Annotated in this window: 19 protein-coding genes and 1 riboswitch; of the genes, 7 read left to right on the top strand and 12 right to left on the bottom strand. The window is 48.6% G+C overall.

Annotated elements, in window-relative coordinates; all coding sequences use genetic code 11:
* Positions 1–2: 2 nt before the first annotated feature.
* A complete protein-coding gene (locus LOZ80_RS33255; RefSeq protein WP_238168532.1) occupies positions 3–710 on the bottom strand; it encodes a FadR/GntR family transcriptional regulator in 708 nt (235 codons plus the stop codon).
* A gap of 213 nt (positions 711–923) precedes the next feature.
* Here LOZ80_RS33255 and LOZ80_RS33250 point away from each other — a divergent pair, with 213 nt between their 5' ends.
* Positions 924–2,543 (top strand): S-layer homology domain-containing protein, encoded by a 1,620-nt coding sequence (locus LOZ80_RS33250; RefSeq protein ID WP_238168531.1) that lies wholly within the window; start codon positions 924–926, stop codon positions 2,541–2,543.
* Positions 2,544–2,594: 51 nt separating this feature from the next.
* On the opposite strand, the gene LOZ80_RS33245 is transcribed toward LOZ80_RS33250, so the two are convergent.
* The 4 genes from LOZ80_RS33245 to LOZ80_RS33230 form a co-directional block, all read right to left on the bottom strand.
* The gene (locus tag LOZ80_RS33245) at positions 2,595–3,392 is read right to left on the bottom strand and encodes an energy-coupling factor transporter transmembrane component T family protein (protein WP_238168530.1); all 798 of its coding nucleotides are present in this window, start codon (positions 3,390–3,392) and stop codon (positions 2,595–2,597) included.
* Positions 3,370–4,848: an ABC transporter ATP-binding protein gene (locus LOZ80_RS33240; protein WP_238168529.1), complete on the bottom strand. Its 1,479-nt coding sequence runs from the start codon at positions 4,846–4,848 to the stop codon at positions 3,370–3,372. Before LOZ80_RS33240 ends, LOZ80_RS33245 begins: the two co-directional genes overlap by 23 nt.
* 4 nt (positions 4,849–4,852) lie before the next feature.
* The gene (locus tag LOZ80_RS33235; RefSeq protein WP_189012546.1) at positions 4,853–5,449 is read right to left on the bottom strand and encodes an ECF transporter S component; all 597 of its coding nucleotides are present in this window, start codon (positions 5,447–5,449) and stop codon (positions 4,853–4,855) included.
* Between the two features lie 98 nt (positions 5,450–5,547).
* Positions 5,548–5,657: riboswitch (TPP riboswitch) on the bottom strand.
* 57 nt (positions 5,658–5,714) lie between these two features.
* On the bottom strand, positions 5,715–7,160 hold the full coding sequence (locus tag LOZ80_RS33230; protein ID WP_238168528.1) for a methyl-accepting chemotaxis protein: 1,446 nt from the start codon (positions 7,158–7,160) through the stop codon (positions 5,715–5,717).
* A 210-nt stretch (positions 7,161–7,370) separates the two neighbouring features.
* On the opposite strand from LOZ80_RS33230, the gene LOZ80_RS33225 reads away from it, so the two are divergent.
* Positions 7,371–8,102: a DUF3105 domain-containing protein gene (locus LOZ80_RS33225; RefSeq protein ID WP_238168527.1), complete on the top strand. Its 732-nt coding sequence runs from the start codon at positions 7,371–7,373 to the stop codon at positions 8,100–8,102.
* 4 nt (positions 8,103–8,106) lie between these two features.
* Here the strand turns inward: LOZ80_RS33225 and LOZ80_RS33220 are convergent, their stop codons facing one another.
* Positions 8,107–8,889: an AraC family transcriptional regulator gene (locus LOZ80_RS33220; RefSeq protein ID WP_238168526.1), complete on the bottom strand. Its 783-nt coding sequence runs from the start codon at positions 8,887–8,889 to the stop codon at positions 8,107–8,109.
* Between the two features lie 121 nt (positions 8,890–9,010).
* On the opposite strand from LOZ80_RS33220, the gene pyk reads away from it, so the two are divergent.
* Positions 9,011–10,423: a pyruvate kinase gene (gene pyk, locus LOZ80_RS33215; RefSeq protein ID WP_238168525.1), complete on the top strand. Its 1,413-nt coding sequence runs from the start codon at positions 9,011–9,013 to the stop codon at positions 10,421–10,423.
* A 111-nt stretch (positions 10,424–10,534) separates the two neighbouring features.
* On the opposite strand, the gene LOZ80_RS33210 is transcribed toward pyk, so the two are convergent.
* Positions 10,535–11,332: a hypothetical protein gene (locus LOZ80_RS33210; protein ID WP_238168524.1), complete on the bottom strand. Its 798-nt coding sequence runs from the start codon at positions 11,330–11,332 to the stop codon at positions 10,535–10,537.
* Between the two features lie 28 nt (positions 11,333–11,360).
* Entirely contained in the window at positions 11,361–12,221 is an 861-nt protein-coding gene (locus LOZ80_RS33205; protein ID WP_238173188.1) for an ABC transporter ATP-binding protein, read from the bottom strand.
* Between the two features lie 153 nt (positions 12,222–12,374).
* On the opposite strand from LOZ80_RS33205, the gene uvsE reads away from it, so the two are divergent.
* Positions 12,375–13,331 (top strand): UV DNA damage repair endonuclease UvsE, encoded by a 957-nt coding sequence (gene uvsE, locus LOZ80_RS33200; RefSeq protein WP_238168523.1) that lies wholly within the window; start codon positions 12,375–12,377, stop codon positions 13,329–13,331.
* Positions 13,332–13,381: 50 nt separating this feature from the next.
* Here the strand turns inward: uvsE and LOZ80_RS33195 are convergent, their stop codons facing one another.
* Positions 13,382–14,230: a YihY/virulence factor BrkB family protein gene (locus LOZ80_RS33195; RefSeq protein WP_238168522.1), complete on the bottom strand. Its 849-nt coding sequence runs from the start codon at positions 14,228–14,230 to the stop codon at positions 13,382–13,384.
* 79 nt (positions 14,231–14,309) lie between these two features.
* Between LOZ80_RS33195 and LOZ80_RS33190 the strand changes: the two genes are divergently transcribed.
* From LOZ80_RS33190 to LOZ80_RS33180, 3 genes are all read left to right on the top strand, one after another.
* Positions 14,310–16,631 (top strand): UvrD-helicase domain-containing protein, encoded by a 2,322-nt coding sequence (locus LOZ80_RS33190; RefSeq protein WP_238168521.1) that lies wholly within the window; start codon positions 14,310–14,312, stop codon positions 16,629–16,631.
* An 84-nt stretch (positions 16,632–16,715) separates the two neighbouring features.
* Entirely contained in the window at positions 16,716–17,618 is a 903-nt protein-coding gene (locus LOZ80_RS33185) for a manganese catalase family protein (RefSeq protein WP_189012555.1), read from the top strand.
* Between the two features lie 120 nt (positions 17,619–17,738).
* Complete coding sequence (locus LOZ80_RS33180) at positions 17,739–18,698, top strand: hypothetical protein (protein WP_238168520.1); 960 nt, start codon at positions 17,739–17,741, stop codon at positions 18,696–18,698.
* Between the two features lie 187 nt (positions 18,699–18,885).
* On the opposite strand, the gene tpx is transcribed toward LOZ80_RS33180, so the two are convergent.
* The 3 genes from tpx to trxB are packed head-to-tail and all read right to left on the bottom strand — an operon-like array spanning position 18,886 to position 20,710.
* Positions 18,886–19,410 carry a thiol peroxidase gene (tpx, locus tag LOZ80_RS33175; RefSeq protein WP_238168519.1) on the bottom strand — a complete coding sequence of 175 codons (525 nt, stop codon included), beginning with the start codon at positions 19,408–19,410 and terminating at the stop codon, positions 18,886–18,888.
* A gap of 31 nt (positions 19,411–19,441) precedes the next feature.
* Complete coding sequence (gene trxA / locus LOZ80_RS33170) at positions 19,442–19,753, bottom strand: thioredoxin (RefSeq protein WP_238168518.1); 312 nt, start codon at positions 19,751–19,753, stop codon at positions 19,442–19,444.
* A gap of 27 nt (positions 19,754–19,780) precedes the next feature.
* On the bottom strand, positions 19,781–20,710 hold the full coding sequence (trxB, locus tag LOZ80_RS33165; protein WP_238168517.1) for a thioredoxin-disulfide reductase: 930 nt from the start codon (positions 20,708–20,710) through the stop codon (positions 19,781–19,783).
* Positions 20,711–20,967: the final 257 nt, after the last annotated feature.

Below are 20,967 nucleotides of genomic sequence, written 5' to 3'. Positions count from 1 at the left end.
AGCTACTCCTGGTTAAGTACTTTGCGAAGCTGGCTGACCGTTTCTTCTAGGTTTTGCCTAGTCCATTGCTCCGCTGCCGCTACATCCTTGTCTTTAATCGCTTGATACATGCTCTCATGAAACAGATGCTGCGGGTCGTGAACTGTTTGAACGCTCACCAATTTATGCGATGTCTCCAGCAAAACGGATGTAAAAGAGCGATACAGGTCGATGACAACGCTGTTTTTGCTGGCGATCGCAATGGACAAATGAAACTTCACGTCGGAGCTCAGATACGTGCTGATGTCCCCTTTCTCCAACGCTTCCAACCGTTGATCAAGTGCGCGGCGCATCTGCTCCAAATCATGCTCGTCGCGGCGCTCGGCAGCCAATCGGGATATCTCCAGTTCCAGCATCCGCCTGACCTCATAAACCTCCAGAATCTCGGCTCTGCGCAGCCGATGGTCCAGCGGTTCCTGCACCCCCGTCTGGGCTGTCAAAAAAGTACCGAAGCCCTGCTTCTTCTCAAGCAGACCTGCATGGACAAGCACCCTAACCGCTTCGCGGATGGTTGAGCGGCCAACACCGAATTGCTGCATAAGCTCGGGTTCCGTTGGAATCTTCTCTCCAGGCTTAATATCGCCTTCGGAGATCTTCTTCTGCAATTGATTCACAACATCATCCACCAGCTTGGGCCGATTCAATGGTTGAAAAGACATCTTCGAATTCATCTGATCATCTCCTGTTTGTAGAGTATAGCATAGCTTGCTTTACGTTTTCCAGCATATTTTTAGCAACCAGTGCAGCTTGTCGCTGGCACTCTCCTATGTAGATTGCCAAGAATTTGACAATGACGTACTCTATCGTGCAAGGTATAGTTATAGCAACAGAACACGCTCGATAGTTTGCTAGATTCAAAAATGCATTCAACTTCAGGAGGTACTATGAAAAAACTGACTATGATCGCGACGGCCGCAATGGCTTTCTCTCTATTTGCTTCTGCAACACTTTCTAATCCAGCTGCTGCTGCGGCGAAAACAAGCGCTGATTTCACTGACTTGTCCAATACTGATGCTGCATTGAAAGCCAAAATTGATGCCATGTTGGTAGAAGGCATTTTCGATGGCGTTTCGGACAACTCTTTCGGCATCAATCAAAATATGACTCGGGCACAATTTGCTAAAGTAGCCACTCTTATCTATGACATCAAAGTTGATCCTACGGTTAAGGTATCCAGCTTCTCCGACGTTCATGCGAATGATGCCGCAAACGGATGGGCGATTCCTTACATTGAAGCCGCTAAAAAAGCAGGTCTTATTGATGGTGTGACTGACACAACATTCGTACCCGGTGATTCGGTAACAACAGGTCAACTGGATACGCTGCTGCTCAAAGGTTTAGGCAAAAAAGTCAGCACAACGGGTTCACCTTGGTATTCGGATGCTGTGAAACAAGCGTCAGATCTCGGCATTCATCCTGCTGGCAAAACTGGCGAGCAGTTGGCTATTCGCGCTGATCTCGTTCAGAGCTCATACACAGCTCAGCAAGCTTTCGACAAGCAAAACCTTGTTTCCATCACTAAAGCCGCGGCTGCTTCCGATACCAAAAGCGTTCAAGTAACGCTCAACCGCAGTGTAGATACGACGAAAGCGACACTCGTTTTGAAAAATGGCACGACCGTTGTCCCAACCAAAGCCGTATGGTCCACTGATGCGCAATCCGTCACCCTGACGGCAGATTTGGCGCTTGCTGCCGGTGACTACACAGTAACGCTTGGCGGCCTTGATGCTTCCGCTATCCAAACAGGCACAGCTAGCTTCAAAGTAGCTGCAGCCCCTAGCGATTCGGGCAACATTTCAATTGTTGGCACCTACACACTTGCTGCTGTTCTTGACAGCGGACTGACAGCTGCTGCAACGGGTTCTAACGGTCTTGCTGATAAAGCGACAGCTGAAGACCCAACGCTCAGTAAATTTGCCAAAGAAATTGAAATCAAAGTAAAAGATGCTAGCGGAGATACGGTTGCAGTTCCTGGTATTATTCAATCCATTCATTCTTCGGATCCAAGCATTGTTAAAACAGGTCTGAACGCAACCACGCATCGCGGCTATGTCCTTGGCAATAAAGTTGGAACTGCAGACGTTAGTGTCTTGGTCCAAATCGGAAATGGCGATGCCAAACAGCTTCATGTTACCGTGACTGTGACTAAAGATTCGATTACAGCCAAAGAAATCAAAGCTGGCACAACGACCATTGATAAGACGTTGGCGCTTGTAGGCAGCAACTACGAAACAACTTTTGATGCCTACACCGCGATGGATCTCTCCATTACCGATAACTATGGCATTACTTATAAAAACAGTGAAATCCCTAAATACAACTTTGCACTTGGCACTCTTTTCATCACGAACGATGTCAAAGGCAACGCGGCTGACGGGGCTGTAGGCACTGTAACCGTGACCGATGGCAGTGTGCATGTCGTTGGGAATGTGACTTATTTCGAATTGACAGCTGTCACAGCATCCGGCCAAAAAGTTACCAGCTATGTGAATCTCAAGCATTAATCAAAGTGAAAAAAACCTCAATTCCACTCGTGGAGTTGAGGTTTTTTTCGTCTATCTGACATCTATGGCATTAACAATGGGCCAAACAGTACCCGCCCAATGGGCAATTACGACAATTAGAATCCAATAAATCACATAATAGAAGTCTGCCAAAGAGTAGGATACGCGGTAATAATACGTCCTCTTCTTTGAGGTGGAGAAGCGCTTCGCTTCCATCGCGACCGCAGTCCGATGAGCACGGCGAATGCTCTGAGCCAGCAATGGGATCGTATACATCCGCAGCGTCGCGTACCATGCGGTGAGCGGGCTGCGCTTCTTTGGCCGCCCTCTCACTTTCAGCGCATGGCGAAGCGTTTGCAACTCCTCGAGCATTTGCGGCAGCATCCGCATCGCGGCGAGGAAGCTGTACGCATATTTCGGCGCCACCTTCCATTGCTGCATCATGGCATAAAATAAGGCGACTGGCCGAGTCGTTAAACTAAAAAGCAGGCCAACGGCAGCGACTTGTGTCCCTCGAAAACCAAGGTGAATGCCGCGGTAGAAGCTTTCTTCTGTGATGCGAATGAAGCCCCACTGAAACCATAGCGTCTCTCCGTTTCCGAACATCATCATGCCCATAGCTGAGGATACGAAAATAAGCAGAAACGGTGAAGCATACAGCAGCAGCCGCTTAACGGGGTGGCCGGAGAACAACACCAACGGCAGCAATGCACCTAAAGTCAGGTACATCATCGTATTCAAGTTGTGGGTGAATACAACCACAATAAACAGAAGGATGGACAGAACAAGCTTCACGCCGGGATTGACCCGGTGAAGCCAGGTTTCTCTATATGCGAAGGTTAGCTGCATAGGACCGGAGCTCCTTCCTGGCTGGCTTCTCGTTTACGCAGCCAGCCTTAACTTCCCAGACGCGGGACGCCCAGCGCTCTACGATCTGCGGATCGTGCGTGACCATGACGATCACCGTACCGTCCGCGCGCAGCCGTTCCAGCTGCTGCAGCATGCGCATCGTACCGTGCGCATCGAGCCCGAAGGTGGGCTCATCCAGCAGCAGGATGCGGGGTCCGCGCACCATCGCGGACGCCACGCTAAGCCTGCGCTTCTGGCCCATCGAGAGCTGGAACGGATGCCGCTTGCGCAGCGCGAGCAGGTCGTAATCCCTGAGCATCGCTTCTATAGATGCGCTCTGGCCTTCAGCCGGCTGCTCTGCCTCCGGCAAGGAGTAGCTCAGCTCTTCCTCCACCGAATTCGTCACGAATTGAAATTCCGGATTCTGAAACACGAAGCCGATCTGCTCAGCTAGCTGTTCGATTCGGCTGCCCTTAACCCCCTCGACCCAGCACTCGCCACGGGTCTTGAGCAACCGCATGATGGCTAGCAGCAGCGAGCTTTTGCCAGCGCCATTGGCGCCGATCACGGCAATCCAATCGCCAGGATACACCTGTAAGTTATCCACAGAGGTCTTAACCTGCCCGCCGCGAAGCCCGGCGAAATTACGGAAGATCATGACAGGCTGCAGGCTCTGCGCATCTGTTCTTACAGATCTGCCCGCGCCCCATCCCCCATTCGCTTGTTCATAATCATCCCAGACACCTGGATACCAAATGCCGTATTCCGCAATCTGTTTCCTATATGCCTGGAATATTTGCTGCGGAGGACCATCCGCCAATAGCTCTCCATTTGGAGCCATCACGATGATGCGATCAATCAGATCGAGCATTCCGCTGATTTTATGCTCCACGATCACCAGTGTCTTATCGGAGCTGATCTCGCGGATAGTGTCCCATACTTGCCGGGTCCCTTCCTCATCGAGAAGCGCGGTCGGCTCATCCAAGAACAGCACCTCAGGCTCCAACGCAAGCACACTCGCTATCGCCAGCCGCTGCTTCATCCCTTGGGACAACTGACCGATTAACGTATGCGTATCCGCCAGATCCAGCCCCACTAACTGGAGATAGTAGGCGATCCTTGCAGGCATTTCTTCGCGCGGCACTTGCAAATTTTCCAGTACAAAAGCAATTTCCTCATCCACATACGGCATGCAGAACTGGGTATCCGGGTCTTGAAAAACATACCCCCATCTGGTCGGTGTGCGAATTTCTTCCGCTTTCAGCGGGATTTCGATAATATCAGGGACAATCCCGCTGAGCACTTGAAGCAGTGTTGATTTGCCTGAACCGCTTGGCCCCAGCAGCAGCACTTTTTCCCCTGGCTCAATAGAAAAGGAAACCCCCTGAAATAACAGGGGGGCGTCTTCTCCGGGATATTTTAGCCTAAGATTGGTAACTCCTATTCGCTCACTCATCGCATTACCCCAGTACGTCGTAATCTTTCTTCGAAACAGGTCGAATCAGATTCAGTACTCCTGTGCGTCCTAACGCACTTGCCAAATAGTAAGCGAATACGCCTGCAATCAAGGCGCTTCCCAAGAGACGCAGTCCAATAAACAAGCAATAATTCCAGAACGTCAGTTGATCAATATACCCATAATAGCTGTCAATGAACAGAGACAACACCGCGGATGCGATAGCTGCCAGAACCGTCACGCCAACGTTCACACGACGATATAGGAAGAGTGCAAAGATAAGTTCCGCTCCCAATCCCTGCAAAATACCATAAACAAGCGTAGCTGGGCCCCATGACCCGCCAAACAACGCTTCAATAGTTGCCGCCGCGAGTTCAGCCAGCAGGGCAACCCCCGGTTTGCGAATGACGAGGAAAGCGAAGGTCGCTGCCATAAACCACATGCCATAACCGAGCTGGTCAGCGTGCAGCCCTATGGGCTTTAACATATCGTACACTGGCCCCCAAATGCGATAAATAACCCCAAATACCGCTGCGATCACGATTGTGATCAGAATATCGGTTAATTTTAACCCCTTGCTTGCTGTTGCTTTTTGCGCCATCTGATTTTCGACTCCTTTTCTTGGAACGTTTTTGGTAAATGAGATAGGCGAACACGTAAAAAAAGCCCACCGAATACCGGCAGGCATAAACTTAGTGCTAGGAAAGGCACTTCATTCTCTACGCTGGCATTATCCAGATCAGATTAACGGTCAGTGGCATAGGGCCACTATCTCAGCCTGACTTCATCAAGCACCCGTGTTGCTATTCATTTGGCTTAACTGTAGCTGATTGCCTGCTGTTTGGCAATCCTTTTTTTGGAACCTCTTATTTCTCTATCAAATGCTGCAGGTCATGCGTGAGCCCGTTCAATTGGCGGATGCTATCTACAATATCCTCAACGCGTTTCTGTTGGACTTCCGCACTGGCCAAAACCTGTTCAACCGAAGCTGCAGATTGCTGGGTAATCGCCGCGACGGACGTCATCTCCTCAGCTACGCGCTGCGATGAACTGTGCAAAAGATTGTTCATCTGCTGCAAATTCTCGGCTTGTTCCATTACCTCAGCCGTATTTCTATGGATGACTTCGAAGAGTTGATCCACGCTTTCTGCTGACTTTTTGCCTGATTCTACAGCTGTTTTGCCGATAGCAACCTTCGCAACCGCTGACTCCACTTTATTCTGAATAGAGCCCAGAATTTCCGAAATATCCGTTGATGCCATATGCGCATTCTGTGCCAACTTACGAATTTCATTGGCGACTACCGAGAATCCTTGTCCATGTTCCCCAGCTCGCGCAGCCTCAATCGATGCATTCAACGACAGCAGGTTCGTTTGATTCGCTATTTCGGCAATGGTCGTTACGATATTTCCGATTTTCACATTTTCTTCGTTGACTTCATTCATGATGTCCGATGTTTCCGTCACTATTTCAGTAATATCCTTGATTTTGAGCGCTAAATCTTCCATTTGACTCTTGCCTTCATTCGTCATTTTCGCCGTATCCCGGGATCTGCTGCTCATCGTGTTGGAAGCGGAAGACGTCTGTTCAACCGTCTCATTCACATCTTGAATGGCCGATGTAATGTCCGTGATACTGGTCGCTTGGGAGTCGATACCGATAGAGATTTCTTGGAAAGCAGCTACGACTTCTTCAGTGATTCGGCCTGTCACCGAGGCATTCTCCTGCAGTGTTTGGCTTGATGTGCCAAGCACTTCCGTCGTTTTGCGAACGCCTGTTAAAACCTCTTCCGTCTTAACCCGCGCAAGCTCCGACTCCCTTACACTCTTAGCTACATTAGCCAGCATCCGCGTTCCGATTTGCCCCTGCCCAATAAGTGTAATGATGGTCAAGACATAGAAAACATTAATCGCAATCAGATCGACACTGCCCGGAAGGGTTGAACAGAAATAATTCAAATTGATAAGACCGATTACGCCATTAAGTATCAGTGGCCGAAAGTTCATATACAAGGAAACGAGCGTAAGTCCGAGGTACAAAATAAGGATGCTGGATAGAGCAGGATCATTGGCCATGAAGAAATAGGAAATGACATTAAACCCAATAGCAATGACATACATCGTGTAGGGTACCCAGATTTTTTTCCACACCAGCAAGGTACAAATCAACGCAATCGGTGCCCCATAAGCCAGTAGAATCATAATTAAATCCGGTGATCTGTAAGCGGCTGCAAGACCCAAAACTAAACAGCCCCATAATAGCTTAACCATCAATCCATTTCTTCTATGAAGCTCTAATTTCTGTTCCGACACTTTCGCTTTCTCCCCTTTTTTCTACATAAATAGACATGAATCGCAGTATTCAACAAAAGGGCCGCGAAATCCTCTTTTTTCCAAATAGACCGCCTGTAAAAACTTAACTATGGGCAAGATTTGACTTCCCACCCCCTTTAAAACTACAATATGTAGTGTTGATTGGTTTCATCTATACTACTTATTTTATTTGCAAAGGAGATCATATCTATGGATCATTCAAACATATCAACAGGCACGGATGCTATTGCTATTTTGCTTTATATAGGCTTGGCTTTTTTTGTTGCTGCCATTATCGGCTACTTGCTAGCTGCGAAAGCCCACAAAGCCAATACAAGCCGCTTAAAAAAAGCCGAGAAACAGGCGCAAAACAAAAAGCGCAGGACCCTGCTGACGATCTCTCACACGCTCGTTATTATTGCTATTATATGCGTAGGAACCTCCTTGATTCAGCGCTCTTCCAGCAAGTACAGCGTCGAGAAATTAAACTACAATGCCCCGATTCAAGTCACTACGGATAAAGATTACGGGCGCGGACACGATGAAGGTATGTTGACTTATGAAATGAAAATTCCGACTTCCGGGACGCACAGTCCGCACGATCTGAAGTTCGGCTTTTATAAAGAAAGACCCGGATATGAGAAGCTGGTTCATAATCTGGAGCATGGTGATATTATTATCCATTACCATCCGGATGCTCCTCAGGCGCTGCTTGACCAATTGGAATATTTGACTCATTTTAAAAAGGCTGGCGCTGGCATTCTCGCTGTTCCCAATCCCGATGTGCCTAGCGATAAGGAAGTCGTTGTAACCGCTTGGACCAAAACGATGCAGCTCGATAAATACGATGAAGCCAGTGTAGGCACATTCATCTATCAGAATATAGATAAAGGGCCTGAACAAATTCCTTCTGAAGTGCGCCGCGGCGGCGGAACGATGTAACCATTTATTTGCGAATCGTTTCGCGATCCGAGACCAAATCCGTGGGAACTAAGCCAGTCAAGCGCCTGAATACACGATAGAAATAGGACGGATCATTGTATCCGATAAACTCGGATATCTCCGATACGGTTAAGGCAGAATGCCTTAGCATGTAGACCGCTGTTTTGATTCTGGTCGCGTGTACGAACTCGCTGATCGTCTGACCTGTCACCTTGCGGAAAAGCGACGCGGCGTAGTTCGGAGATCGGCTGATGCAAGCGCCTAATTCATCCTTGGTCACATGCTCTCGGTGATGACTCTGGATGTATCCCTTCATCTGCTCCACCAGGTGAATGGACCCAACCGATGCAGCGGCTTGATCCCACTCCCGGTGCAAATACACAAACAGCTCTTTTAGCAGCGCTTCGCAAAGCGTGAGATAATAGGGCTGTTTGTCTTGCCATTGCAGATGCATGAGGCGCAGCTTGTCGAGAATCAGTTCATATTTGCTGGTAGATGCGCTTGTATATTCGGATGTCTGGAGAAGTGGGAAAAATTCCGCCATTGCCTGTGCGTTGAACTGCACCACATACTTTTCGTGAATCATCGTTGGAACGCTTCTGCCATAAAAGGGAACATGGTTCGGTATAAGCAGCCATTGCCCTTTGCTCAGCAGTTGCTTCTTCTCATTGATCCAATACACGCATCGCCCATACGTGACGAGAACGAGCAGCCAGTCCTCGCTGCCTCCCTGCTCTTCTACATACCATTGACTGCTCTTGTCATAGGTAAAGTTGGTAACCTTCATGGACTCACCCAATTCTGTACTATAGTACATATACTATACTATATTTCATAGAAACTAACCTCAATTAGGCATATAATGAAGCCAAAATTGTTTCGTCCACGATGAAAGGAAGTCCTACACAATGCGTAAAACAAAAATTATTTGCACCATGGGACCCGCTTGCGATTCCATCCCCACTTTGAAAGAACTGATTCGTGCAGGCATGAGCGTTGCGCGGTTAAATATGGCACATGGCGATTTGGATGAGCATCGCGGTCGCATTCAGCGTGTTCGCCAGGCCGCCCAAGAACTTGGCGTCATTATTCCGATCCTGATGGATATCAAAGGTCCGGAAATTCGCATCGGCCAATTGAAAGATGCCGGCTACGATTTGCAAAGCGGAGATCGTATCGTCTTGACTACCGAACAAATTATCGGTGATTCCAGCCGCGTTTCTGTCAATTACCCTGGGCTTCCACAAGACGTGGTGCCAGGCAATCTCGTTCTGATCGATGATGGTTCCATAGAACTTCGCGTCGAGAAAATTGAAGGCACGGAAGTGACTTGCGTCGTCCTGAATCAAAGCGTTCTGAAACAGCGCAAAGGCGTTAACTTGCCTGGCGTACGCACATCGCTTCCAGGTGTTACTGAGCGCGATGTTATGCATCTTAAATTCGGTGTCGAAGAAAACATCTCCATCATCGCGATGTCTTTCGTCCGCAACGGCAACGATGTTCGTGAGGTTCGCGGTATTCTGGAGCAGCATGGCGCTGGCTTGACGCCGATTATTTCGAAGATCGAGAACGAAGAAGGCATGACGAACTTCGCTTCCATTCTGGAAGCATCCGATGGCATCATGGTTGCACGTGGCGACCTGGGCGTAGAGATCCCGACAGAAGAAGTTCCTATTGCGCAGAAGGATATGATTCGCGCTTGCAACCTCGCTGGCAAGCCGGTTATTACCGCAACGCAAATGCTCGATTCCATGCAGCGCAACCCGCGTCCTACTCGCGCAGAAGTGAGTGACGTAGCGAATGCCGTTCTGGATGGCAGCGATGTAGTGATGCTGTCCGGCGAAACGGCTGCCGGGAAATACCCGATCGAATCCGTCACTATGATGGCGACAATTGCTGAGCGTGTCGAACAGACCATGGAACGCAGCTCCTTGATCGATGCCCAGCTGCAATCGAACAACGAAATCACCGAGGTGCTTTGCCAAGCAGTCGTCTCTTCTTCCGACAAGTTGAACGCTGCAGCTATCCTGACACCAACGGAAACCGGCTTTACAGCGCGGATGATTGCCAAATACCGCCCGCAAGCGCCTATTATCGCGGTTACAGCAAGTCAACATGCCATCAGCCAACTGAGTATGGTTCAAGGCGTTATCCCCGTTCTAGGCGAGTTCTGCGAGTCCACCGACGCGATGATCCGCTCCGCTATTCAACAAGCCGAAACACTTGGCTATGTGAAAAAAGGCGACCTTACCGTTGTCTCCGCCGGTGTGCCAGTGGGCAAATCCGGTACGACTAACCTGTTGAAGGTTGAACGCGTTTAAAATAAAAATGAGCCCCCGATCACCATGATTTCATGGGATGGGGGGCTTTTTTCCTTCAAGCAGCTTGCTTTTATTCATGGCGCTGCGAAGCCATCAAAAGTCCGATAATCACTATTTCACAGCTGCCAGCTTCTCTTTCATCTCCAGACGGTCCTTCTCGGTCCTTTTCGGACAGGTGTAACACAACTCCCCGCCCTCGCGGCAATTGTACATACAGCAGGAGGAGCGCATCAGAACCTTTTTCCCCTCTTCATTCGGACTATCCAAATAAATCGGCTTTAGATGCAGAAAAGGATTCCGTCTCCGACCAAACACATCCGCACTGATTCCTTGCGTCAACACTTTGTAGCCATTCAAATAACGTTCCTTCATCTCCGCCGGAAGCGGCTGCCCCAACAAGAAATCCTGAGCAAATGTCAATCTCGCAGCATATTGATTCCAAATCATGTCGGGCTTTACATCTGCCTGCTCAGCAATCGACTGAACAAGTGGATTGAAATGATCCCGGAAAAATTGAGCGTATAATTCCTGCAATGTTTCTTCCCAATTTAATTCAGGCAAAACCTGCAAACGAACTTCCTTGACCTCAAAACCGACATGAAGATGGTCCCCATGATCTTCCAGATAAAAGTTCAAATTAGCCAAGCTGAGATCTAGCCAATGATTATAGGTAGCAGCTGCATAATGTAGAGCTCCGACTAAGTTAAAGAGCGCCACACCCAGTAAGGAGGCCGGCAGCAAGCGAGAAGTTGCTTTATACTGCTCAAGCCCTAAATCTAATAACCCCTGCATCGTTTCTGCCTTCAACAAATCCGTTATAGGCATAACTTGTGAAGCGCCCGCCGGGGCTTTGTCCGTCACGTGCAAGTATTTCTCAAGTAAGGCAAATTGAACAGCTGGTTTCTCCATGCCTGCTTCCTCCGCTTCCTCCATGTGGCTAGATAGCAGCTACTGCTTCCTTGCGTTCCGTCGGGATGGTGACCGTTTCACTTTTGGAAGCGCCGCTATGCGCTTTGTCAGCTAGTTCATAAGGGATACAAATAGGAACTCCCGAACGAGGATCGGGGACAATGTCCGCTTCCACATTGAAAATGGTACGCAGGGTTTCACTCGTCACGACTTCCGCTGGAGTTCCCTCGCACATAACTTTGCCTGCTTGAATAGCCACGACATGCTGGGCATACCGCGTAGCGTGGTTCAAATCATGCACAACCATGATAATCGTACGGCCTTGCTCGCGATTTAATTTCTCCAGTAATTTGAGGACCTCAAGTTGATGAGCCATATCCAGGAACGTAGTCGGTTCATCGAGAAATAAAAGGTCCGTTTGCTGCGCAAGCGCCATGGCAATCCAAGCCCTCTGACGTTGTCCGCCCGATAGTTGATCAACAGGACGGTCTGCAAACTGCATCAAGCCGGTTACTTCAATCGCCCAATGAATGACCTGGTTGTCTTCCTTGCTCAAGGATCCCATCGCACGTTGATGCGGGAAGCGGCCGTAGCCGACAAGTTCAGAAACCGTCAGACCCTCCGGGGCAATCGGATTTTGCGGCAGAATAGCCAATTGCTTCGCGACTTCTTTCGTCGACTGGCTGTGGATGGATTTCCCATCAAGCAGAACCGTTCCCTGCTGAGGCTTCATAATTCTCGCCATCGATTTGAGAATCGTAGATTTGCCTGAACCATTGGCACCTACGAGCGCCGTAATTTTCCCGGTTGGGATACTTAAATTCAAATTTTCAACAATCAAATGCTCGCCATAAGAAATATTCAATCTATCTGCAACTAAACGATGAATAGTACTCACCCGTTTCTATGTAAATTTAGACACTGATACCCATTATCATAAATATATTGAAAATGAGAATCAATGTCAATGAAATTATAACGAAATACTTGGGACAAACTACTCTTACTGACTACAGGACCACTACCGGAGGCTCAATAATCCATGCTTATCAGACTCGGATTCGTTTCCATTGCCATGGCGATCTATCAAAACACGCCCAGCTCGACATTCACATATAAGTTATTTTCTCAGCGGCCGCGTGAGGAAGCTATCCAGCGCGCAATCGATATCGGTCGCAGTAATCTCGCAGCCACCCAGCGCATCCTCTATTACAACGCAGCCCATGGCATTCACTTATTTCGCCTGTCCTCTCAGCTTATTCCCCTTGCCACTCATCCAGATGTAAAGATTGATGTCGCAGCGGCATACAAAAAAGAGCTGCAGCAGCTCGGAGATTTCGCCAAAGCTCATGATATTCGCCTAAGTATGCACCCCAATCAATACACCTTGCTGAACGGGAGTGACGCTGTCGTTGAGGCCTCCATTCAAGATCTACTCTATCACGCGGCTATTCTGGATGGAATGGGACTGGATCCCTCAGCGATCATCAACATCCATGTTGGCGGAGTATATGGTGATAAAAAAGCCGCTACGGAGCGGCTATTCGCGAAGATCCCTGAGGTGCCGGAGCAGGTCATGCGCAGGCTTACTTTTGAGAATGATGACAAAACCTATACATTGGAAGAAACGCTGGCTGTGAGTCAAAAAGTTCAGCGGCCCTGCATGCTGGACCTGCACCATGACTGGTGCAACCCCTCCACAGCTTCGCCTGCGGAACTGCTGCTGCAGATTGCCCAAACGTGGGGCGATCTCCCGCTGAAGATTCACGTCTCCTCGCCCAAAGCCGCTAAGGACACGAAGGAGTTTCGCTCCCATGCGGACTACATCGAGCCCGATCAGCTAATCGCTTTTCTGAAAAGCTGCAAAGAGGCCGGCTTACCACGCGTTGACGTTATGATAGAGGCGAAGATGAAGGATTATGCGCTATTTCGGCTAGCGGAGCAGCTTGGTAAAATTCGCGGCGTAAAGCGATTGGATGGCGGTATTCTCGCCTGGTAGACAAAAAAAAGCATAGGCAGCACGGCCACGGATCGCAGGATCCAGTCGTGTTATCTATGCTTTTTATCAATTGTGAGACTTTGTAGGTCATTCTGTTTTTTCACATGCTTGAGCGCGTTGATTTCTCCGCCAATAATAATGATCAGCGCCGAGATGTAGAACCAGGTCATCAGCACAATGATCCCCCCGACACTTCCGTAGGTCGCACTATAATTAGTGAAATTGTTGACATAAAAGGAGAAGCCCAAGGAGGTCGCCTGCCAGCCAATGGCTGCGAACAGCGCGCCGGGAAGTACACTTTTACAAGTTAAGCAGGTGTTGGGAGCTATGTAGTAAATCCCTGTGAACACAATAAAGAGAATGATAAAGTTCAGAATCCAGCGAAAATTATTCCAGATACTAATCTTCGTTGTCGCGATATGGACATGTGCCGCCATCCAATCCCCGATCCAGTGCCCGAATACGCTGAGCAGCAGCGCGGAAGCGATAACGATAAGCATGCCCAATGTCAGCATCACAGCGAGAAATCGCGAGTGGATGAAACTTTTGCGCTCCGGCAGTCCATATGCTTTGTTCACGGCAATAACGATGGAATTCATCGCAGCGCTGGCGCTCACCAAAGCCAGAATTAATCCAAAGGAAAGCGTGCCGCCTCTTTTTACATTCAGCAGGTTGCTGAGTGTTTCCTCCAGCCAACCGGAGACCGCTCCCGGGATGTACTCTTTGATCAGCAGCACAACATCATCCGATGAGAAGGGCAAATATCCCAGTAAACTCAAAATAAACAGAAGAAAAGGGAACAGCGACAGTAAAAAGTAGTAGGCGCACTGTGCGGCAAGTCCTGTCGCATCATGCTTTTGAAATTGACCCCATAGCAATTTAACATTAGATATAACCATAGGATTAGTTGTCCTTTCTTTAGACAAAAATTGTGATAGAATAGGTAGTTCAGAAATGCTAGAAAACAGGTGAATAATAATGAGTTCTCTTTCTATATACCCTACTCCGTTAGGCTCGAAACCTACACTTGAACGGCCGATCCCCCATGCCTCAATGGCACAATTAACCAATAGCTCAGATTTCGTGTCCAATGAGGATCAGGATGCGTTCTTTTTTCGCGACTTGGAGCGCAGTCAAATTCTATTAAATGAAGCGCAAGTTCAGGCGGTGCGCCATTTCAAGGGACCTTTGCTCACCTTAGCCGGGGCCGGTTCAGGCAAAACCACCGTTCTGGTCTGCCGAGTGGCTTACTTGCTGCGTGTCCACCGGGTTCATCCGAGCCATCTGTTATTGATTACTTTTTCCAAAAAGGCTGCGGAAGAAATGCGCGAACGCCTCACCTCCATCCCCGGCCTTGACGGCAGTATGACGCAGGCGATGCAGGTGCGGACTTTCCACGCCTTTTGCCTGCGATTGCTGCGTATGAATGGGTTCCAGCAGGAGATTTTGAGCGATGGCCGCTATCAACAGATTGTTTTTAAGCGCATCATGCTGAGCATGGGGCTGCAGGATACGTATCAACCCGAAGTCCTCATCGCCCTGCTTTCCTCTTACAAAATGCAGCTAATCGAAATTAGCGACCTCCCGGAACAAACGGAAGAAGATCAGGAAATGAAGAAAATCTTCCTGCAGTATGAGCAGTGGAAAATGGAACAACACAAGATGGACTTCGACGATATTCTGCTGATGGCTTACCAGTTGTTGAAGCAAAATGCCGATATTCTTCGTTCCCTGGAGCGCAAATTCGCGTATATCAGCGTCGATGAATTCCAGGATACCAACACCGTTCAGTATGAAATTATTCAAATGATTGCCCAAAACCACCAGAATCTCATGGTTGTCGGCGACGATGACCAAACCATTTATTCCTTTAACGGGGCGCGAAATGAATTTATTTTGCAATTCCATCAGAAGTATCCTACCGCCAAAACGGTCACGTTGGATATTAACTACCGGTCAACATCCAGTATCGTCGGATTGGGCAATGCGATCATCCGGCACAATATCCAGCGGAAGTCCAAGACGCTCCTTGCCACCAAACAGAGTGATTTGAAGCCGCTCTACGTCAGGCCCTCCAGCAGCGATGATGAGGCTGATTGGCTCGTGAATGATCTTAGGATCAAGGTCGCCGAAGGCGGCAAATCCTATGGGGATTTCGCCATTCTCTATCGAACTGCGAACAACAGCCGGGCGATTATTGAGCAATTGATTTTGCATAACTTGCCTTTTGTCGATTATGGCAGCAATGACTCCTTCTATGATCAGTGGATGGTGAAGCCCATTATCGATCATCTTCGAATTGCACATGAGCGCCGAAATTTCGAAGCGATAGAGGGTGTCCTACCTTCATTATATATAGGTCGCGACCAAGGCATGCGGATTATTCAAGATCAGGAAGCCATACAGCCCAAGAAATGGCCGCTCATCCACCTGCTTGGCTTGCCGCAGCTCAAAGAATTCCAGAAAGAAAAGCTGAAAAGCCGCATCAAACTTATTAAATCATTGGCTGACATGAAGCCTCTGACTGCTGTGCAGGCGATCCGCAAGGATTTCTATGATACTTTTCTGGAGACGAACAAGCGCAGCAAGCTGACGCATCACCGAGAAATGCTCAAAGAAACACTCGATGAGTTGGAGTCCTCAGCCAAGCGGTTCGATTCAGTGGAGCAATTCCTTTATTTTATCCATGAAGTGGCCGAAAAACGCACGGAAATGAGCGCACTGAAAAAAGATCAAGCAGCGAACCGCATTTCGCTCATGACGATTCATAAATCGAAGGGCCTTGAGTTCAGCGTGGTTTACTTGCTCTGTGCGATTGAAGGCAATATGCCGCATAGCTCGGCACTGGACGCTGGGCATCTTGACGACGTCAAGATGGCTGGAGTTGCGGGGCGCGACAAGGGTCCCGCCGCGCTCGAGGAAGAACGGCGACTGGCTTATGTCGCCGTCACGCGCGCCAAGGCCGAGCTGCTGATCAGCTCGCCGGCGTATTATCGCGGGAAGAAGGCGGAGCCTTCCCGCTTCCTGCTGTCCGCGTTCCCTGGCGCGGACGCAGGGATTGTGACCAGCCGCAAGCCTGCGGCGGCTGGTATAAGCGGCACGCGGCGGTTTGACGCCGCCGCGGGGGCCGGGGCCGCGACGGAAGAGGTCGCAGCGTGGTTGTGCAGCCAGGCCGGCTGCAAGGCCTGGTCGCGGATCTCGTCGCCGCAGGAAGCGCGGTTGACGGCCAAGGCATGCCCGCTCTGCGGGGCGGCCATGGTGAAAGGCAAGCGCACGGTTTCACTCGCGCGCTCACGATAAGCTGGGGCTCAAGCGTGGCCCAGCTGCATGACCGGCCTCCTACGTGGACAGACTACCTCTATCTGACCAGTTGGAGGGATACCCATGATCAAACGTTTCAATCGTTTAGCTATTGAATTACCGCAACCGACAACGGCGGATCCGAATGCTGCGGCGGCTGTCCAAGAACTGCTCGGCGGCAAATTCGGTGAAATGTCCACGTTGAACAATTACATGTTCCAGTCATTCAATTTCAAGAACAAAACAAAGCTAAAGCCCTTTTACGATCTCGTCTCAAGCATTACGGCCGAAGAGTTTGGTCATGTCGAGTTGGTCACCCATGCGATTAATCTCTGCCTGGCTGGTTCTACGCAGCCTGGCGCCCCCGACACTACGCCTCTGGGCGCGGCTAAGGATGTGCGCAACACCCAGCATTTCATCGTTGCCGGTCAGAATGCCCTGCCTTTCGATTCGATGGGCAAGCCTTGGACCGGTGAGAATGTCTTCAACAGCGGCAACCTGATTCTGGACTTGCTGCATAATTTCTTCCTTGAATGCGGGGCCCGCACGCATAAGATGCGGGTCTACGAGATGACGAGCCATCCCGTGGCCCGGGCCATGATCGGCTACCTCCTCGTCCGCGGAGGCGTGCATGTCGTTGCTTACGCCAAGGCGCTTGAAGTAGCCACCGGCGCGGATGTGACGAAGCTGATTCCGATTCCAAGCCTGGATAATAAAGCTTTTAACGAGACGCGGAAGTATGAGGAGAAAGGTGTCCATCGTGTTCTGTATCGCTTTAGCGATGAGGACTACAGGGACTTGGAGCAGATCTGGAAGGGCGTCCATCCCGAGGATGGCGGGGAATTGATTGTGAAGGAAGGGATTCCCGAAGGTGGTCCTGTTCCGGAATACGCGGATACACCAGAGGAATTCGCCCCTGGTATCTTCCCGGAGGATTTCATGAAAATTGCCGCTAGGTTGCAGCAATCGGCAGGTATACCTGTATAAACAAAAGCAGCATTTCCCGCTAGCAGGAAATGCTGCTTTATTATTTTACATTTGCGTCGATCCATTATTTGTCCCAATAGAACCTCTCACATTAAGATATTAGCAAGGAGGTCGATACGCATGGCATATTCAAATAAAGAATTGCTTTTAAAAGTTAACAGCGATGGGATTAGCATTACGGATAATACGTTAAGAAATTTAATCCGTTATGGTCTCATCCTATCCAACAAGAAAGGCTACAAACGAGGTGTTCCTCCAAAAACCTATTATCATCCTTCTGATGTAAAAGCACTCCAGAACATTCATGCATTAAAACAAACCTACAAAGCAACTAGTTGGGAAAATATGATCTTCCTTCTATTCTGCAAGGGGCACAAAATCCATACAGAAAAGCTGCAATCAAAATTGGTTCAATTCGTAAATGAGATGAGTACAAACTTCGAATTCATTGCTAAGAATCCAGACAAAACTGAGGATGCTATATTTATATTGTCAGAACAACCAAATAGTAAATCCCTTCCAGATCAACGAACACCAGAAGAATACGAGGCTGAACAACAGTATAGATTAATTGTACGAATGATCAAAGATATCTCAACAGCTAAGGGGATCCCTAACGTTTATATGTTAACCTTTTTAAACCGTATGAAGATCCTTGGGCTTCCAGATTTCCAAAAAACATTCCAAGAGCATTTTGGTCATTTTGACTTATCAAAGCTGCGCAAATCCGTTCATACCTGTGAAGAATCAGATCTTCATCGCATTCAGCAGATCATCATTAACGGTCTTGATCTTTGGTCAGAAATTTCCATGTTCTACCCAAATCCTGGACAAGTACCCATTTTTGGTAAACTGATCGTTAAGCTGCAAGACCAATTTAAAACGACCGATTTATTTTCCAAACCAGATTTCCTTCAACTTATCATTGTCTGTCTCATTCATATCTCGAATACTAAAAGAATTGAGCTCCTTGCATTCTTATTAAACCAAACTTATAGAAAAAGAATCATCAAGCTTTTCAGCTGTATGCGTCCATTATCTACCTATTTTCGCCCTAACAGATTGAAGGTGAAGAAATGAAAAAAGTACATATCCAAATTGAACGCAAACGAGTTAAGCTCGTCTTACCAGCTTGGCTGACACTAATTATGTTTATTGTGTTGGCTACTGTATTCTTGAAGATTGCTTAGACATTCTTAGTCTCCAATTAAGTAAAAGCCTGCACTTTTAGCTCAATCAAGCTACGTGTGCAGGCGGTGGTCTTTTTTTATACTAGTTCCTTCAAAGCGCTCAAAGCCGCATCATAATTCGGATGCTCTTTCATCTCCGTCAAGTATTCCACATAACGCACGGTGTCGTTCGCATCCACGATGAAAATGGCGCGTTGATCCAGTTGGATTTCTTTAATCAATACCCCATACGCTTGGCCGAAGCTGCGGTATTTGTAGTCTGAGAGAGTAATGACTTTATCGATGCCTGCTGCTCCGCAGAAACGGCTTTGGGCAAACGGCAGATCCACGGAAATCGTTAGAATAACGACATCTTCCCCGAGTTTATCAGCCTCTACATTAAACCGCCGCGTCTGAGCGTCGCAAGTGCCTGTGTCCACGGATGGAACGACAGAGATCAGCTTCACTTTACCCGCATAGTCCGCCAAGCTGACTTCGGTCATCAGGTCCTTATTCACTTTAAAATCAGGCGCTTGATCGCCAATTTTAATTTCCGGTCCTAACAATGTCACCGGGTTCCCTCCAACAGTTGCTACTCCTGTGCGTTCAGTCATTTGTGTCATGTTATATGCCTCCTGAATTTGATTGATGTGCTTATGCGTTGGCAATAGCGGCTTTTAATTTCTCTTTGGACTGCAGCCCAACAAGTTGGTCAACGACTTGCCCATCTTTGAAAACAAGCAAGGTAGGGATGCTCATAACGTTATATTTGGCAGCGGACTCCGGATTGTCGTCCACATTGATTTTGACAATTTGAGCGGCATCGCCCACTTCGGCGGATAGTTCATCCAGAATTGGAGCAATCATTTTACAAGGACCGCACCAAGGGGCCCAGAAATCGACGAGTACTGTGCCTGACTCTGTGGCGCTTTGGAAAGTTGCATCGGAAATGTGGTTAACTGACATGGTTCATTCCTCCTTAGGATCATTTACTTACGCATGCTGCTCAGATATAAATCGTTCTGCATCGAGCGCTGCCATACAGCCGCTTCCTGCCGAAGTAATCGCTTGACGATAAATACGATCCTGTACGTCGCCGCAAGCGAAAATGCCTGGTATTCCTGTTTGCGCCGTCCCGGGAATAACTTGCAGATAACCCAGCTCATCGGTTGGCAGCTGTCCACCCAAGAAGGCTGTGTTCGGCGTATGCCCAATCGCTAGGAAAATGCCGTCTGCCTCCAGCAGTTCTTCCTCGCCTGTTTCGTTGTTGAGCACTTTCAATCCGCTCACTCCCATCGGCCCAGCCACCACTTCTAGCGGTGTGCGGTTGAGGCTCCAAGCTACTTTTTGATTGCCGCGGGCGTGGTCCTGCATGATTTTCGAAGCTTTCAAATCGTTGCGACGATGGACAACACGCACTTCCGTAGCGAATCTGGTCAGGAACTGTGCTTCTTCCATCGCGGTATCCCCACCGCCAATGACGATGATTTTCTTGTTGCGGAAAAAGAATCCATCGCAGGTCGCACAAGTGCTTACGCCTTTCCCGATGTTCTCGGACTCGCCGGGAATGCCTAATTTTTTGGCTGAGGCGCCTGTAGAGATAATCAGCGAGTCTGCGGTTAATTGGCTGCCGTCTTCCAGAAATAAAGTGAAAGGGCGTTTGGACGTATCTACTTCTGTTACCCGACCAGCTTGAATCGTTGCTCCAAAACGCAGCGCTTGTCTGCGCATATTGTCCATCAGCTCCGGCCCTGTAATGCCATCCGGGAACCCTGGAAAATTGTCTACCTCGGTTGTTGTCGTAAGTTGACCACCTGGCTGAATGCCTTCAATAACTAAGGGAGATACATTGGCTCTTGCCAAGTAGATCGCTGCAGTTAAGCCTGCAGGTCCAGTTCCGATAATGATCGCTTTGTGATGCATAGGAATTCCTCCTTTTGAAGCTCTTCTATTTGCGCTTGTTTACGTATTTTTAATTGTTATAAATTGAATTTGATGCAAACTTTATATACGAATCATATCAATTCTCTTTAATATTGTCAACAATTAATTTGTGTGCAATTAAATAATTGTCGTGCCCGCTCCAATCTTCACTGGCAGATAACACCTCCATTTTCATGAAGTTTTCAGCTACCGCTCAAGTTCCTTTCAGTTTCCATAGGCATAATGAGAAGAGTAAA

This window comes from Paenibacillus sp. HWE-109, from assembly GCF_022163125.1.
GTDB lineage: Bacteria > Bacillota > Bacilli > Paenibacillales > NBRC-103111 > Paenibacillus_E.
The sequence above is the reverse complement of the archived record's forward strand: the minus strand, read 5'-3'. Positions and strand labels throughout refer to the sequence as shown.